Genomic DNA, 15,126 nt, shown 5'->3' on the forward strand with positions numbered 1-15,126 from the left:
AGGTCCGCCCGCCGACACTCCGGGCGAGGTGTCCCTGACCTGCGGTGACGCGTCGCGCGGGGGTCAGCGGGCGAGCCGGGCGTCGATCCAGCCGAGCAGGTCGCCGACGACCTCGTCCCGGTTCGTCTCGTTGAACACCTCGTGCCGGGCGTCGGGGTAGACGTGCTGCTCGACCGGCAGCCCGCGGTCGCGGAGCAGTCCGGCCAGGGCGGTGACGTGCGCGGCGTCGACCCCGCCGACGGGGTCCCGCTGCCCGGACAGCAGCAGCACCGGGAGCCCGTCGGGCAGCTCGGCGACGCCCTCCGGGGTGTTCGCGCGGACGTTCATCCCGAAGACGCCGGCGGCGTAGTCGTGGGTCAGCGGCACCTCGTCGCCGGCCAGCGGGTCGGCGACGTAGGCGTCGACCTCGGCGTCGTCGCGGGGCAGCCAGTCGTAGCGGGTCCGCGCCGGCTCGAAGGGCGCGTTGAAGGTGCCGAGGTCCAACGGCTGCTCGCCGAGCCCGCCGGCCACCGCGGCCTCCAGCTGGGTGACGGTGTCGGTCAGCGCCGGGTCGACGCCCAGCGGGCCGGAGAGCACGAGACCGGCGAGGTCGCCGCCGTCGGCCTCGGCGGCGGCCAGTGCGATGATCGAGCCCATCGAGTGCCCGAGCAGCAGCCGCGGCAGGCCGGGGTGCTGCTCGGCGGCGACCAGGTGCACCGCGCGGACGTCGGCCAGCACGCCCTCGACGCCGGGTGCGCCGAACCGGCCGGTGCCGGTCCCCTCCGCCGTCCGGCCGTGGCCGCGCAGGTCCATCGCATACACGGCCAGCCCCTGGGCGGTGAGCGCGCCGGCCAGCCGCTCGTACCGGCCGGAGTGCTCGCTGGCGCCGTGCACGACCTGGACCGTCGCCCGCGGGTCGCCGGGAGGGAGCCAGCGCCGGTAGGTCACGTGCACCCCGCCGACGCTCTCGAGGACGTGCCGCTCGCCTGCCGTCGCCGTCACTGCGTCGCCTCTCTCAGGACCCGCCGCCCGGCGGGCCCTTTACCGCCAGCACCGGGCAGTCGACGTCCAGCAGGATCCGCTGGGCCGCGCTGCCCATGAGCAGCTTGCCGACCGCCGAGCGCCGGCGCAGCCCGATGACCACCAGCTCCGCCGACGTGTCGTCGGCCGCCGCGGCCAGCTCCTCGGCGACGTCCCGGCCGCGCACCGGCTGGCGCACCTCGAAGGGCACGCCGGACTCGCCGAGCCGCTGCTCCAGCCGCTCCAGCTCCGCGCCCCGCACCACGTCCTCGTCGACCAGCGCGTCGCCGCGGGAGCTGTTCAGCACCACCAGGCGGGCGTCCCGGCGCCGGCACTCGGCCAGGGCGTGCTCGAGGGCCGCCTCCCCCCGCGGGTTGGGCACGTACCCGACCACCACGACCGCTGTCACGACCTGTCCTCCCGATCGGCACCCGTGGGCACGGCCTCGTCGCGGTCACGGTGCTCGAGGTGACCGTCGGCCTGCAGCTGCTCCGGCGTCGACCGCGGGCCCTTGACCAGGCGGAGCACGATCGGGCCGAGGAGCGCGATGACCGCCAGGGCGAGCACGATCCGGCTGAACCAGGTGTCGACCAGCACGCTCAGGTCGCCGTCGCTGATCGCCAGCGCGCGGCGCAGGTTGGTCTCCGCGATCGGCCCGAGGATGAGCCCGATGACCGCCGGGGCCACCGGCCAGCCGTACCGGCGCATCAGGAACCCGAGCAGGCCGATCACCAGCAGGATCACCAGGTCCAGCGGGTCGGCGTTGACCGCGAACGAGCCGAGCGAGGCGAACATCAGGATGCCCGCGTACAGGTAGGGCCGCGGGATGCGCAGCAGCTTCACCCACACCCCGACCAGCGGCAGGTTGATCACCAGCAGCATGGCGTTGCCGATCAGCAGCGAGGCGATCAGCGTCCACACCAGCGGGCCCTCGGTGGTGAGCAGCGTCGGCCCGGGCTGGATGCCGTAGCCCTGGAAGGCGGCCAGCAGGATCGCCGCCGTCGCCGAGGTGGGCAGCCCCAGCGTCAGCAGCGGGACCAGCACGCCGGCGGCGGAGGCGTTGTTGGCGGCCTCCGGGCCGGCGACCCCCTCGATCGCGCCCTTGCCGAACTCCTCCGGGTGCTTGGTGAGCTTCCGCTCCGCCGCGTAGGACAGGAACGTCGGGATCTCCGCCCCACCGGCGGGCAGCGCGCCGAGCGGGAAGCCCAGCGCGGTGCCGCGCAGCCAGGGCTTCCAGGAGCGCCGCAGGTCCTGCCGGGTCAGCCAGCCGGCGCTGGCGTCGAGCACCTGCACCGACCCGCGGCGCAGCCGGGAGGCGACGTACAGGCACTCCCCGACGGCGAACAGCGCCACCGCCACGACGACGACGTCGACCCCGTCGGACAGCTGCGGGACGCCGAGGGTGAACCGCTCCTGCCCGGTCAGCACGTCGGTGCCGACCAGGCCCAGGTAGAGGCCGAGGCACAGCGAGGCCAGCCCGCGCAGCGGCGAGGAGCCGAGCACGGTGGCCACGGCGACGAAGGCGAGCACGGCCAGCGCGAAGTAGTCCGCGGCGGTGATCCCGATGGCCAGGTCGACCACGGTGGGCGCCACCAGGGCGAGCAGCAGGGTGGCGATGGTGCCGGCGACGAACGAGCCGATCGCGGCGGTGGCCAGCGCGGCGGAGCCGCGGCCGGCCTTGGCCATCTTGTTGCCCTCGAGCGCGGTCATGATCGAGCTGGACTCGCCGGGGGTGTTGAGCAGGATCGACGTCGTCGACCCGCCGTACATGCCGCCGTAGTAGATGCCGGCGAACATGATGAACGCGCTGGTCGGCTCCAGGACGTAGGTGACCGGCAGGAGCAGCGCGACGGTCATCGCCGGGCCGATCCCGGGCAGCACGCCGACGGCGGTGCCGAGCAGCACCCCGACCAGCGCCCAGAGCAGGTTGATCGGGGTCAGTGCGTCGGCGAAGCCGTTGGCCAGGTCCCCGAGCGCGCCCATCAGAACCAGCTCGTCAGGTACTCGAGGACGACGCCGCCGGGCAGGGCCACGCCCAGCGCCTTGACGAAGACGATCCAGACGATGCAGCTCGCGGTCAGCCCGATGAGGAACGGCCGGACGCCGCCGACCGCGCCGAGCGCCCAGGCGACGGCGGCGAACATCAGCGCCGCCGCCAGCGGCCAGCCGATCACGTTGATCAGCAGCGCATGTGCCAGGAACGCCACGGCGATGACGGCGACGGCGCGCCAGTCGGTCGGGGCGTCGAGGTCGACGTCCTCGCTGTCGTCGGAGGGGCCGCGGTCGCCGCGCAGCGTCCGGATGGCCAGCGCGGCGCCGGTGGCCACGGTCAGCCCGCCCACCGCGTAGGGGAAGAAGCGCGGGCCCACGGTGTTCGACGAGCCCGGCACCGCGATGGCCCCGGCGTCGACGAGCAGGTAGACGCCGAGCGCCGCGAGCAGCAGCGCCAGGACCATCTCGCCGGTGTTGCGCTCGGGCCGCGCGGCCGGGTGGCCGGTCACGGGACCGGGCGGGTGCTCGGCTGCCGTGCTCACGGGATGAGCCCGATCTCGGTCAGGATCTGCCGCACGCGGGTCTCCTCCTCGGCGAGGAAGTCGCCGTACTCGTCCCCGGTCTGGAAGGTGTCCAGCCAGCCGTTGTTCTCCAGCGCCTCGGCCCACTCGTCGCTGTCGTGCGCGTCCTGGACCAGCGCGATCAGGTCGTCCCGGGCGTCGTCGCTCATCCCGGGGCGGGCCATCAGGCCGCGCCAGTTGGTCACCTCGACGTCGAAGCCGGACTCGACGATCGTCGGGACATCGGGGACCTGGCCGGACCGCTCGGCCGTGGAGACGGCGAGGCCCTTGAGCGTTCCGGAGGTGACCTGCTCGCCGTAGTCGGCGGTGCCGGAGATGCCGGCGGCGACCTGGTTGCCCAGCAGCGCGGCCAGCGACTCACCGCCGCCGGAGTACGGGATGTAGTTGACCTGGACGGGGTCGATGCCGGCCGCCTGGGCGAGCAGGCCGGCCAGGATCTGGTCGGTGCCGCCGGCCGAGCCGCCGGCGATCGGGGTGCCGCGGGGGTCGGCGGCCCAGGCCTCGACGAAGGCGGCCAGGTCGTCGTACGGCGACTCGGCGGGGACGACGATCAGCTCGGTCTCGCCGATCAGCTGGGCGATCGGGGTGACGTCGGAGAGCCGGGTCGAGGAGTCGTTGGTGTCGACCGCGCCCACCATGACCAGGCCCATCATCATCAGCAGGGCGTCGTCGTCCTCGCGGGCCAGCTGGCCCAGGCCGATCGTGCCGCCGGCGCCCTCGACGTTGAACACCTGCACGTTCCGGGCCACGCCCGCCTGCTGGATCACCCGCTGCAGGGTGCGGGCCGTGGTGTCCCAGCCGCCGCCGGGGCTGGCCGGGACCATCATCCGCAGCCGGGACAGGTCACCGGGCTGCACCACGGTGCCGGCGCACCCGGCCAGCGCCGCGAGGGCCGGGGCGGCGACGGCGCCGGCGAGGAAGGACCTGCGACTCAACGACACCGGGGGGCTCCTACCGGAGCTGCGCTGGGCACCCGGTCAGTCGAACACAGCGGGCGCTCCACCGATACCGCCGGACGGGGATCGACACCGGAGCGCGACCTGCCGCCGGAGGCCGGCCGGCCGTCAGCTGGCCTTCTCGCCCGCCGCGGAGGCGACCAGCTGGGCCTTCTTGCGCGGCCGCTTCTTCGCCGCCGCCGCCGGCGCGGCGGCGGCCGCCACGGCGTCCGGGTCCAGGATCTGGGCGAGGAACCGGCCGGTGTGGCTCTCCGGCACCGACGCCACGAACTCCGGCGACCCCTCGGCGACGACCATGCCGCCGCGGAAGCCACCCTCGGGACCCATGTCGATCAGCCAGTCGGCGCTCTTGATCACGTCGAGGTTGTGCTCGATGACGATGACCGAGTTGCCCTTGTCGACCAGGCCCTGGACGACCTTGAGCAGCTTGTTGATGTCCTCGAAGTGCAGCCCGGTGGTGGGCTCGTCGAGCACGTAGATGGTCCGGCCGTTGGACCGCTTCTGCAGCTCGCTGGCGAGCTTGACGCGCTGGGCCTCACCACCGGACAGCGTGGTCGCGGGCTGACCGAGCCGGACGTAGCCGAGCCCGACCTCGGTGAGCGTGCGCAGGTACCGGGAGATGGCCGGGATCGCCTCGAAGAAGTCCGCGGCCTCCTCGATCGGCATGTCCAGGACCTCGGCGACCGTCTTGCCCTTGTAGTGCACCTCGAGGGTCTCCCGGTTGAACCGGGCGCCCTTGCACACCTCGCAGGGGACGTAGACGTCGGGCAGGAAGTTCATCTCGATCTTCAGCGTGCCGTCGCCGGAGCAGGCCTCGCACCGGCCGCCCTTGACGTTGAAGGAGAACCGGCCCGGCTGGTAGCCGCGGACCTTGGCCTCGGTCGTGCTGGCGAACAGCTTGCGGACGTGGTCCCAGACGCCGGTGTAGGTCGCCGGGTTGGACCGCGGGGTGCGGCCGATCGGCGACTGGTCGACACCGACGACCTTGTCCAGCTGGTCCAGGCCGGTGATGGTGCGGTGCCGGCCGGGCACCATGCGGGCGCGGTTCAGCTCATTGGCCAGCGTCGTGTAGAGGATGTCGTTGACCAGGCTGGACTTGCCCGAGCCCGACACACCGGTGACCGCGACCAGCACCCCGAGCGGGAAGGCCACGTCGATCCCGCGGAGGGTGTTCTCCCGGGCGCCCTTGACCACCAGCTCCCGGCCCGGGACGGGCTCGCGACGGATCGCCGGGATGGTGATCTCCCGGCGGCCGGAGAGGTACTGGCCGGTGATCGACCGCTCGCTGGCCAGCAGGTCGTCGTAGGTGCCGCTGACGACGACCTCGCCGCCGTGCTCGCCGGCGCCGGGGCCGATGTCGACGATCCAGTCCGCCTGCTTGATGGTGTCCTCGTCGTGCTCGACGACGATGAGCGTGTTGCCCATGTCGCGCAGCCGCACGAGCGTCTCGATCAGCCGGACGTTGTCGCGCTGGTGCAGCCCGATCGAGGGCTCGTCGAGCACGTAGAGGACGCCGACCAGGCCGGACCCGATCTGGGTGGCCAGCCGGATCCGCTGCGCCTCGCCGCCGGCCAGGGTGGCGGCCGGCCGGTCGAGGGAGAGGTAGTCCAGGCCGACGTCGACGAGGAAGGACAGCCGGGCCTGGATCTCGCGCAGCACGCGGTCGGCGATCGCCTTCTCGCGGCCACCGAGCTCCAGGGCGCCCAGCCACTCCGACGCGTCGCCGATCGACAGGCCGGTGACCTCGGCGATGGAGCGGCCGTTGAGCTTGACGGCGAGGATCTCCGGCTTGAGCCGGGTGCCGTGGCAGACCGGGCAGGGCACGTCCCGCATGTAGCCCTCGTACTTGTCCTTCATGAACTCGCTGTCGGTGTCCTCGTGGCGGCGCTCGAGGAAGGGCAGCACGCCCTCGAAGGCGGCGTAGTAGCTGCGCTCGCGGCCGTAGCGGTTCTTGTAGCGGACGTGCACCTGGTCCGGCGACCCGTGCAGCACGGCCTTCTGGACCTTGGCCGGGAGCTGCTCCCACGGGGTGTTCATGGAGAAGCCGATCATGTCGGCGAGGCCGCCGAGCAGCCGCTGGAAGTACTCGTTGCTCATCGACCCGGCCCACGGCGCGATCGCGCCCTCGCCGAGGCTCTTCTGCGGGTCCGGCACGACGAGGTCGGGGTCGACCTCCTTGCGGGTGCCGATGCCGGTGCACTCCGGGCAGGCGCCGAACGGGGAGTTGAAGGAGAACGAGCGGGGCTCGAGCGCCTCGAAGGACAGCCCGTCGTCGATGCAGGCGAGGTGCTCGGAGAAGGTGCGCTCGCGCTGCGGGTCGTCCTCGGCGAGGTCGACGAAGTCGAGCACGACGAGGCCGCCGGCCAGGCCGAGCGCGGTCTCGACCGAGTCGGTGAGCCGGCGCTTGGCGCTCTCCTTGACGGTGAGCCGGTCGACGATCACCTCGATCGTGTGCTTCTCCTGCTTCTTGAGCTTCGGCGGCTCGGTCAGCGGGTGCACGGTGCCGTCGACCCGGACCCGGGAGAAGCCCTGGGTCTGCAGCGAGCTGAACAGGTCGACGTACTCGCCCTTGCGGGCCCGGACGACGGGGGCCAGCACCTGGAAGCGGGTGCCCTCCTCCATCCCCAGCACCTGGTCGACGATCTGCTGCGGGGTCTGCCGGGAGATCGGCTTGCCGCAGTTGGGGCAGTGCGGCTGGCCGGCGCGGGCGTAGAGCAGCCGGAGGTAGTCGTAGACCTCGGTGATCGTGCCGACGGTCGACCGCGGGTTCCGGTTGGTCGACTTCTGGTCGATCGACACCGCCGGGGACAGGCCCTCGATGAAGTCGACGTCCGGCTTGTCCATCTGCCCCAGGAACTGGCGGGCGTAGGCCGACAGCGACTCGACGTAGCGGCGCTGACCCTCGGCGAAGATCGTGTCGAAGGCCAGGCTGGACTTGCCCGAGCCGGAGAGCCCCGTGAACACGATCATCGCGTCACGGGGCAGGTCGATGTGGACGTCCTTGAGGTTGTGCTCTCGGGCGCCGCGGACGACGAGCCGGTCCATGTGATCCCTGTCGGTCGCAGTGTGCTGGTGCTGGTGCTGGCCCGTTCGCGGCGGGGCGAGGGCCAGTGGTGCGGGGCGGGGTGCTGAGGGGCGGAGCGGTGGCCGCGTGTTCATCGACCAGTCGAACGGTGTGCCGGGAGGGAGGCTTCCCGGGGTGGCGTGTCGCGCGGGTCTCCCCGGCGGGCGGCGCTGCCCGGGTGGGCAGGGTCAGCCGGTGCGGCTCCCGGCCGGCTGGTCGGGCACGAAGACGGGTGCGTGCCGGCGCCAGGGCAGCCGGCGCTCCACCTCCCCGGCCAGCCAGAGTAGCCGCGTCTCGGACCCGGCCGCGCCGACGAGCTGGACCGAGCTGGGCAGGCCCTCCCGGCCCGGGCCGGCCGGCAGCACGAGGGCCGGCAGCCCGGCCAGGTTCCAGGCCGATGCCCACGGCGCCCAGCGCGCGTTGGCCGCGATGTTGGCCGCGAAGCCGCGCTCGTGCCAGGGCCGGGCGGGCAGCGGCGGCCCGGTGACGACCGGCGTGAGCAGCACGTCGACGTCGGTGAAGAAGTCGGCCATCCGCGCCCGGAACGCCGCCGCGGTGCCCGGCCGCACCAGCCCGGCGCGGCGCACCCAGCGGCCGAGCCGGGCGTGGGTGCGGCTGCGCGGCTCCATCGCCGCCGGGTCCAGGCCCAGCGCCTCGGCATCGGAATCGGCCCCGGCCAGCCACCGGGCGACGGTGCCGAACGCGGCGGCCGGGGTGACCACCGGGTCCTTGCGCAGCACCGTGTGCCCGGCCGCCCGCAGCTCGGCGACCACCGCGTCGACGGCGGCCCGGCCGGCGGCGTCCAGCCGGACCCCGGGCACCGGCGACCGGGTCGAGACGGCGATCCGCAGCGGGGCGGCGGGTGCCTCCGGCTCGGCTGTCGGCCGGCCGGCGACGACGGCCAGGCCGACCGCGAGGTCGGCGGCGGTGGTCGCCAGGACGCCGTTCTCCGCCATCCCGGACCACGCGTCGGCGCCCACCGGGCCGGGCACCACACCGCGACCCGGTTTCAGCGTGACCAGCCCGCAGGCCGCCGCGGGCAGCCGCAGCGAGCCCATCCCGTCGTTGCCGTGGGCGAGCGGCACCACTCCGGCGGCGACCGCGGCCGCGCTGCCGCCGGAGGACCCCCCGGCGGAGCGCGCCGTGTCCCAGGGGTTGCGGGTGACCGTGCCGGGACCGTCGGTGGCGCCGTAGAGGCACAGCTCGGGGACCCGGGTGATGCCGACGACGACCGCGCCGGCGGCCCGGAGCCGGGCGACGACGGGGTGGTCGGCGGTGGCCGGGTCGGGCGTGTGGGCCCGGGAGCCGTCGGTGGCGACCTCGCCGGTGACCGCGACGTTGTCCTTGACCGCGACCGGCACGCCGGCGAGCGGCAGCTCCCCCCGCCTGCGGGGAGGCGTCGACGGCGGCCGCCTCGGCGAGCGCGGCGGCGGTGCGCACCACCCGGAAGGCGCCGATCCGCGGCTCGACGTCGGCGAGGTGGGCGAGGTGGGCGCGGACCACCTCGACGGCGGACAGCTCACCCGACCGGACCCGGGCGGCGATCTCGGTGGCCGGCAGCCCGACGAGGGACCGGTCGGCGACCTCGGGGTCCGGCGCCCGGCCTGCACTAGCGTCCATGCGGTCGAACCTAACCGGGGTCACCGACAGTCTCAGATCGGAGCGCGATGAGCGGGCAGCCGTACACCGGGGACGTGCAGGTCGGCGGGCCGGCCGACGTCCGGGAGCTCCCCGGGCTGACCATCACCAAGCTGGCCGTCAGCGAGATGGCGAACAACGCCTACCTGCTCACCTCCCCCGCCACCGGGGAGTCGCTGCTGGTCGACGCCGCGGCCGAACCGGCGGCGCTGCTGGAGCTGGTCGCCGGTGCCGACGTGCGCACCGTGGTGACCACGCACGGGCACTGGGACCACCACCGCGCGCTCCCCCAGGTGGTCGAGGCGACCGGGGCGGAGACCGTCGCGCACCCCGCCGACGCGGCCGACCTGCCCGTCCCGGTGACCCACCCGGTCGAGCACGGCGACACGGTCGCCGTCGGGGACCAGGTGCTGGAGGTGGTGCACCTGCGCGGGCACACGCCCGGCAGCATCACGCTGGTCTGGCGGGGGCCCGAGGGCGCCGGCACCCACGTCTGGACCGGGGACAGCCTCTTCCCGGGGGGCCCTGGGAGGACAACGAGCCCGACCGACTTCACATCGCTGATGGACGACCTGGAGGAGCGGATCTTCGAACGGTTCGACGACTCGACGTGGATCTATCCCGGCCATGGCAAGGACAGCACGCTCGGGACCGAGCGCCCTCACCTCGGTGAGTGGCGCGCTCGCGGTTGGTGATCACGTGACCTTCGGGGCCGACGAGATGGAGTTCCTGCGCTCCCATGGGATCGCTCGGCTGGCGACGTTGGGGGAGGACGATCAGCCCGACGTCGTACCGGTCGCCTGCGAGTTCGACGGTGCGTACTTCTGGGTCGGCGGCTCTGGTGAGAGCGTCCTGAGGACCCGCAAGGTCAGCAACGTGCGAGCCGGACGTCGCAAGGTCGCGCTGGTGGTGGATGACCTGCCGTCCTTCGACCCGTTCGTCGCGCGCGGGATCAGGGTCTACGGCGTGGCCGACGGTCCCGTGGAGCGGGTCGGGATGGTGGGTCCAGGTCTGTATCTGCGCATCACCCCGCATGTCTCCTGGAGCTGGAACATGGCCGGCGAGCCGGTCGGCGCAACCTGGTACGAGACGCGACGGGCGGTTCACGACGGCTCCGGGAGCGGCGCGGACGATCTCAGTTGACTGCGTCGACCCTCTTTCCCGGCGGCCTGGGCAAGACCCGGTCGCCGAACGACTCCACCAGCCTGATCAGCGACGTCGAGCAGCGGCTGTTCGGCACGCTGCCCGACGACACCCGGGTCCATCCCGGCCCGGCAGGGACACGACGCTGGGCGCCCAGCGCCCCCCACCTCGGGAGTGGAGCAAGCGCGGCTGGTGACCCCGTGCAGGCGGCCAGGGACGATCGGCACAGCTCCACGACGATGGTGGTCGTGACGTCGATGTCCCCGACGACGGTGCCCGTGCCCTCGATGCGGATGAAGTGCTCCCCCGGGGGCAGCGGGTGCAGCAGGGCAACCCAGCCGTGCCCGACCGAGAGCGCGTGGGGGCCTGTTGCCTGGTGAGCACCGCGCCCGTTCCCCGGCGGGGTCGGAAACACCCAGCAGGACGCCGCCCGGTTCGCCAGCCTGATCGACGACGTGGAGGCCCGGCTGTTCGGCGAGCTCCCGGACGACACCTGGGTGTACCCCGGGCACGGGAAGGACACGACGCTCGGCGCCGAGCGGCCGCACCTGGCGGAGTGGCGCGAGCGCGGCTGGTAGCCGGTCGCGGGTCTGCGGTCGCCGGTTCGATCGCGCACGACCGGGTAGATGTCGATCGATGCCGTCCGGCGTCCGTCGCGGCCCGACGGCCGCGGCCCGACCGACCCCAGGAGACACCCGTGTCCATGACGAGCAACGACGCCGCCACCGGCGGCCGGGACATCAAGGCCCACGAGACCACCAGCTTCGCCGACCTCGGCAAGGAGATGTGGTCCTACCTCACCGGCAAGGGCGCGGCGATCAACTACCAGTTCGTCGACATGGTGGTCGAGGTGCCGCGGGAGACCGGCTCGGACGCCCCCCGCGCGACCTGGAAGCTGAACGGCACGCTGCGGATCACCACCGCCGAGAACGCCAGCAACGGATGACCGCGGAGGTGACCCGCCTCGACGTGACCGCCGACCTGTCCCTGGAGGTCGACGGCGCGCCCGTGCGGGTCACCGCCCAGGGCGGTGAGCTGGACGTGGTCGCCGACGACGTCCGCGGCTTCGTGCTCGCCCTCCGGGCGGCGGCCACCGCGCGGGCCGGCGTCGCGCCGGGCCGGGCCGACGTCGGCGACCTGGCCGACGCCCTGGCCGGCGCCGGGCTCACCGCCCGGCTGCGCTCCCCGGCCCAGGACGTCGTCACCGTCGGCGCGGGCGTCGACTCCGCCCTCGGCGGTCTGCTGCTGGGCACCCGGCTGGCCCGGCCCGACGCGCTCGGCATCGTGCGGGCCAGCGTCCGGGCGCGCGCCGTCGAGGCGACGGCGGCCGGCGCGCTGCTGCTCGTCGGCCTCGCCGTGCTCCGCCGCCGGGCCGGTCGCTAGGACTCGTCCTCGAACAGCTCGACCAGCTCGTCCGCCGTCCCGGCCACGTGCAGCGGCACGACCGACACCGACCAGTCGGGACGGCGGTCGTCGAGGTCGACGGCCAGGTCCCAGGCGGCGCGTGCGGTGAGCGGGCCGAAGCACGCGTCGTCGCCGTCCTCGCTGACCGCGATCTCGACCAGCCAGGTGTCGGACAGGTCGGCGGCGAGCTCGGCGAAGTCGGGCTCGCTCTCCTCGTCGGGCTCGGGAGAGTCGGCCTGGACGGGGTAGATGAGCGCCATCCGTGCACGCTAGGCCCACCGCCGGGCTGCGGGAACGGCGGCGCTCCCGCCTTCCCGCCGGTGATCGGGTCAGAGCTGGATGCCGCGGGTCAGCGCACCGTCGACCACCAGGTTCGTGCCCGAGATGCGGCTCGCGACCGGGCTGCTCAGGAAGACGACCGCCCGGGCCGTCTCCTCCGGCGTGCCCATCTGCCCGGTCGGGTTGAGGCCGAGCGCCGTGCTGAACAGGTCGGCGTCGCCCTGCTCGATCTGCTGCCAGACACCACCGGCGAAGTAGGTGTTGCCCGGGGAGACGACGTTGGCCCGCACCCGGCCGGCCAGCTGGAGCGCCAGCCCGGAGACGTACCCGACGATGGCCGTCTTCATCGTCCCGTACGGGCCGGAGGCGAAGTCGGCCTCCCGCCCGGAGACGCTGGAGATCGCCACGACCGACCCGTTCCCGCTGGCCTCCAGGTGCGGCAGGGCGGCCGTCACCAGCCGCACGGTGTGCATGAGGTCGACCTCGAACGAGGTGTACCAGTTCTCCTCGGTGTCCGGGATGGCGAGCGCGCTGATGTTCGCCACCACGGCGTCGACGCCGCCGAGCCGACCGGCCGCCGCCGCCACCCAGGCGGTCAGCGCCGCGCCGTCGCGGACGTCGAGCTGCCCGCCGCGCACCCCGCCGCCCCGGCCGGCCAGCGCCTCCTCGGTCGCCTCGATCTCGCCGGCGTCGCGGGCGCAGAACTCGACGGCGGCGCCCTCGTCGGCGAACGCCTCGACGATCGCGCGGCCGATGCCGCGGGTCCCACCGGTGACGAGCACGCGGGAGCCGGTCAGCTGCAGGTCCATGGTGGGTCCGATCTAGCGGAGGGTCGCTGCGCGGGCGCGCAGGTCGTCGTGCAGGCCGCCGTAGGCCGAGGCCCGGGGCAGCAGGGACTTGCGCGCCTTGACGACGGCGCTGTAGTTCGCGTCGACGACGTTGGCGATCGGGACCTCGGTGATCTGCGACAGCAGCTGGTAGGCGTCCATCGGGGCCAGGCCGTACAGCTCCCCGAACCAGCGGACGAGCTCGACCTGGCCGATCCGCCAGGCGTCCTCGAGCGGGCGGCTGGAGCCGACGGTCATCCAGTGGGTGTCGTCCTCGAGCCGGGGCCAGGCGGGTGCGCCGCCCTTGACCAGGTCCACGATCAGCGTCGTCGTCATGGCGCCCTCGACGGCGGTGCCGCAGGCCTCCCCCTCGCCCTGGCGGTAGTGCCCGTCCCCGAGGGAGAACAGCGCCCCCTCGACGAAGACCGGCAGGAAGCAGGTGGTGCCCGCCCGCATCTGCGGGGTGTCCATGTTGCCGCCGAAGCGCTCGGGCACCAGCGAGCTGCGCGCCTCTCCCCCCGGCGGCGCGACGCCCACCGTGCCGAGCATCGGCTCGACCGGCAGGTCCACCGAGAAGTCGCTGGAGCCGGCCACGAAGGTGACCGTGTTGCGGACGCGGTCCAGCTCGTAGATCCAGGTCGTGTCCGGCAGCGGGTCCTGCAGGGTGGCCACCCGGTCGGTGCTGGTGAGCCCGCCGAAGAACGGGATGGCGGCCGACGCACCCCAGTCCCGGGCCGGCTCGAGCGCCACGAGGTGCACCGCCAGGATGTCGCCGGGTTCGGCGCCCTCGACGTAGAACGGGCCGGTCTGCGGGTTCACGAAGCGCAGGTCGACCTTCTCGCTGGAGAGGTCCGCCACCGAGCGCAGCGCGCCGCCGAACGCGTCGTCGGACCACAGCCGCATCGCCGTCCCGGGCCGCACCCGCATCAGCGGCGCGACGCCGCCGAAGGTGTAGGCGTACTGCTCAGGGGACGGGGTGACCTCGACGACGTCCATGACGCACCTTAGGACGACGGGCAAGCGCAGGTCAGGGGCGCAACCGGGCCCGCTCCGGGGTCAGCTCGGCGACGCCGGCGACCCCCAGCAGCTGCATCGTGCGGGTCACCTCCCTGGTCAGGATGTCCGCCGCGCGCTGCACCCCGCGCTCCCCGCCGGCCATCAGGCCGTACAGGTAGGCCCGGCCGACCAGGCAGGCCCGCGCCCCGAGGGCGACCGCGGCGACCACGTCGGCGCCGTCGAGGACGCCGCCGTCCACGTACACCTCCGCCCGGTCCCCGACGGCCCGCGCGACGGCGGGAAGCTGCTCCAGCGGCGTCGGCGAGCGGTCCAGCTGCCGGCCGCCGTGGTTGCTGACGACCACGGCGTCGGCTCCGGCGTCGACGACCGCCCGCGCGTCGTCCACCCCCTGCACGCCCTTGACGACCAGCGGGCCCGGCCAGGACGCGCGCAGCCGCTCGACGTCCGCGATCGTCGCCGCCGGCTCGAAGACGCGGTCGACCAGGTCGGCGATCGTGCCGCCCCAGGAGCGCAGCGAGGCGAACTCCAGCGGCGGGGTGGTGAGCAGGTCCACCCACCAGCGCGGGTGGACGGCGGCGTTCGCCACGGTCCGCACGGTCAGCGCCGGCGGGATCGAGAAGCCGTTGCGCACGTCGCGCAGCCGCGGTCCGGCGACCGGGGTGTCGACGGTGAGCACGAGTGCCTCGTACCCGGCCGCCCGGGCCCGCTCGACCAGGGCGGCGCTGGCGTCCCGGTCGCGCCACAGGTACAGCTGGAACCACTTCCGGGCCCCCGGCGCGGCGGCGGCCAGCGCCTCGACCGACGTCGTCCCCATCGTCGACAGCGCGTAGGGGACGCCGACCCGCTCGGCCACCCGGCCCACGGCGGACTCGCCCTCGCTGTGCATCAGCCGGGTGAAGCCGGTCGGCGCGAGGGCCAGCGGCAGGGCCGACGGGGCGCCGAGCAGCGTCGTCGAGGGGTCCACCACGCTCACGTCGCGCAGCACCCGCGGGCAGAACTCGACCCGCTCGAAGGCCTCGCGCGAGCGCCGCAGCGAGATCTCCGCGCCGGCGCCGCCGTCGGTGTAGTCGAAGACGGCGCGCGGCACCGTCCGGCGGGCCAGCTCGCGCAGGTCACCGATCGTCGCCGCCCGCGCCAGCCGGCGGTCGGTGGCGTCGCCCGGCACCCGGCGGGGCCGGACCAGCTCGGAGAACTCCGACCAGCGAGGGACCCGGCGCTCGACCACG

At 74.0% G+C, this 15,126-nt stretch carries 16 protein-coding genes; 5 read left to right on the forward strand and 11 right to left on the reverse strand.

The window, feature by feature from the left end:
* Positions 1-63 precede the first annotated feature (63 nt).
* From MODMU_RS17350 to MODMU_RS17380, 7 genes are all read right to left on the reverse strand, one after another.
* Positions 64-981: an alpha/beta fold hydrolase gene (locus MODMU_RS17350; RefSeq protein ID WP_014741628.1), complete on the reverse strand. Its 918-nt coding sequence runs from the start codon at positions 979-981 to the stop codon at positions 64-66.
* Positions 982-994: 13 nt separating this feature from the next.
* Positions 995-1,408 carry a universal stress protein gene (locus MODMU_RS17355; protein ID WP_014741629.1) on the reverse strand — a complete coding sequence of 138 codons (414 nt, stop codon included), beginning with the start codon at positions 1,406-1,408 and terminating at the stop codon, positions 995-997.
* Entirely contained in the window at positions 1,405-2,982 is a 1,578-nt protein-coding gene (locus MODMU_RS17360; protein WP_014741630.1) for a tripartite tricarboxylate transporter permease, read from the reverse strand. Before MODMU_RS17360 ends, MODMU_RS17355 begins: the two co-directional genes overlap by 4 nt.
* Complete coding sequence (locus tag MODMU_RS17365; RefSeq protein ID WP_014741631.1) at positions 2,982-3,533, reverse strand: tripartite tricarboxylate transporter TctB family protein; 552 nt, start codon at positions 3,531-3,533, stop codon at positions 2,982-2,984. The genes MODMU_RS17360 and MODMU_RS17365 overlap by 1 nt, the downstream gene beginning before the upstream one ends.
* Entirely contained in the window at positions 3,530-4,513 is a 984-nt protein-coding gene (locus MODMU_RS17370) for a Bug family tripartite tricarboxylate transporter substrate binding protein (protein WP_014741632.1), read from the reverse strand. Before MODMU_RS17370 ends, MODMU_RS17365 begins: the two co-directional genes overlap by 4 nt.
* Before the next feature lie 123 nt (positions 4,514-4,636).
* Complete coding sequence (uvrA, locus tag MODMU_RS17375) at positions 4,637-7,573, reverse strand: excinuclease ABC subunit UvrA (protein ID WP_014741633.1); 2,937 nt, start codon at positions 7,571-7,573, stop codon at positions 4,637-4,639.
* A gap of 207 nt (positions 7,574-7,780) precedes the next feature.
* Positions 7,781-8,953 (reverse strand): amidase, encoded by a 1,173-nt coding sequence (locus tag MODMU_RS17380; protein ID WP_014741634.1) that lies wholly within the window; start codon positions 8,951-8,953, stop codon positions 7,781-7,783.
* A 306-nt stretch (positions 8,954-9,259) separates the two neighbouring features.
* On the opposite strand from MODMU_RS17380, the gene MODMU_RS17390 reads away from it, so the two are divergent.
* The 5 genes from MODMU_RS17390 to MODMU_RS17415 all read left to right on the forward strand — a co-directional run bounded on the left by MODMU_RS17390 (position 9,260) and on the right by MODMU_RS17415 (position 11,756).
* Positions 9,260-9,925 (forward strand): MBL fold metallo-hydrolase, encoded by a 666-nt coding sequence (locus tag MODMU_RS17390; protein WP_041795386.1) that lies wholly within the window; start codon positions 9,260-9,262, stop codon positions 9,923-9,925.
* A 4-nt stretch (positions 9,926-9,929) separates the two neighbouring features.
* Positions 9,930-10,373, forward strand: coding sequence for a PPOX class F420-dependent oxidoreductase (locus tag MODMU_RS17395; RefSeq protein WP_014741635.1), 444 nt, complete (start codon positions 9,930-9,932; stop codon positions 10,371-10,373).
* 455 nt (positions 10,374-10,828) lie between these two features.
* Complete coding sequence (locus tag MODMU_RS30095) at positions 10,829-10,951, forward strand: hypothetical protein (protein ID WP_269454031.1); 123 nt, start codon at positions 10,829-10,831, stop codon at positions 10,949-10,951.
* A 125-nt stretch (positions 10,952-11,076) separates the two neighbouring features.
* Positions 11,077-11,319 carry a hypothetical protein gene (locus MODMU_RS17410; RefSeq protein ID WP_041797047.1) on the forward strand — a complete coding sequence of 81 codons (243 nt, stop codon included), beginning with the start codon at positions 11,077-11,079 and terminating at the stop codon, positions 11,317-11,319.
* The gene (locus MODMU_RS17415) at positions 11,316-11,756 is read left to right on the forward strand and encodes a hypothetical protein (RefSeq protein WP_014741638.1); all 441 of its coding nucleotides are present in this window, start codon (positions 11,316-11,318) and stop codon (positions 11,754-11,756) included. Before MODMU_RS17410 ends, MODMU_RS17415 begins: the two co-directional genes overlap by 4 nt.
* On the opposite strand, the gene MODMU_RS17420 is transcribed toward MODMU_RS17415, so the two are convergent.
* The 4 genes from MODMU_RS17420 to MODMU_RS17435 all read right to left on the reverse strand — a co-directional run bounded on the left by MODMU_RS17420 (position 11,753) and on the right by MODMU_RS17435 (position 15,125).
* Positions 11,753-12,037: a hypothetical protein gene (locus tag MODMU_RS17420; protein ID WP_014741639.1), complete on the reverse strand. Its 285-nt coding sequence runs from the start codon at positions 12,035-12,037 to the stop codon at positions 11,753-11,755. The genes MODMU_RS17415 and MODMU_RS17420 overlap by 4 nt on opposite strands.
* Positions 12,038-12,106: 69 nt before the next feature.
* The gene (locus MODMU_RS17425) at positions 12,107-12,865 is read right to left on the reverse strand and encodes an SDR family NAD(P)-dependent oxidoreductase (protein ID WP_014741640.1); all 759 of its coding nucleotides are present in this window, start codon (positions 12,863-12,865) and stop codon (positions 12,107-12,109) included.
* Between the two features lie 12 nt (positions 12,866-12,877).
* The gene (locus MODMU_RS17430; protein ID WP_014741641.1) at positions 12,878-13,879 is read right to left on the reverse strand and encodes an acetamidase/formamidase family protein; all 1,002 of its coding nucleotides are present in this window, start codon (positions 13,877-13,879) and stop codon (positions 12,878-12,880) included.
* 31 nt (positions 13,880-13,910) lie between these two features.
* Positions 13,911-15,125, reverse strand: coding sequence for an alpha-hydroxy acid oxidase (locus tag MODMU_RS17435; RefSeq protein WP_014741642.1), 1,215 nt, complete (start codon positions 15,123-15,125; stop codon positions 13,911-13,913).
* Position 15,126 lies beyond the last annotated feature (1 nt).

Origin of the sequence: Modestobacter italicus, from assembly GCF_000306785.1 — a bacterium.
Lineage (GTDB): Bacteria > Actinomycetota > Actinomycetes > Mycobacteriales > Geodermatophilaceae > Modestobacter > Modestobacter italicus.

Excerpts from the sequence above, each read along its gene's own strand:
- MODMU_RS17430 (WP_014741641.1), bottom strand. The coding sequence starts at position 13,879 with ATGGACGTCGTCGAGGTCACCCCGTCCCCTGAGCAGTACGCCTACACC.
- uvrA (WP_014741633.1), bottom strand. The coding sequence starts at position 7,573 with ATGGACCGGCTCGTCGTCCGCGGCGCCCGAGAGCACAACCTCAAGGAC.
- MODMU_RS17360 (WP_014741630.1), bottom strand. The coding sequence starts at position 2,982 with ATGGGCGCGCTCGGGGACCTGGCCAACGGCTTCGCCGACGCACTGACC.
- MODMU_RS17410 (WP_041797047.1), top strand. The coding sequence starts at position 11,077 with ATGACGAGCAACGACGCCGCCACCGGCGGCCGGGACATCAAGGCCCAC.
- MODMU_RS17415 (WP_014741638.1), top strand. The coding sequence starts at position 11,316 with ATGACCGCGGAGGTGACCCGCCTCGACGTGACCGCCGACCTGTCCCTG.
- MODMU_RS17420 (WP_014741639.1), bottom strand. The coding sequence starts at position 12,037 with ATGGCGCTCATCTACCCCGTCCAGGCCGACTCTCCCGAGCCCGACGAG.
- MODMU_RS17390 (WP_041795386.1), top strand. The coding sequence starts at position 9,260 with ATGAGCGGGCAGCCGTACACCGGGGACGTGCAGGTCGGCGGGCCGGCC.
- MODMU_RS17425 (WP_014741640.1), bottom strand. The coding sequence starts at position 12,865 with ATGGACCTGCAGCTGACCGGCTCCCGCGTGCTCGTCACCGGTGGGACC.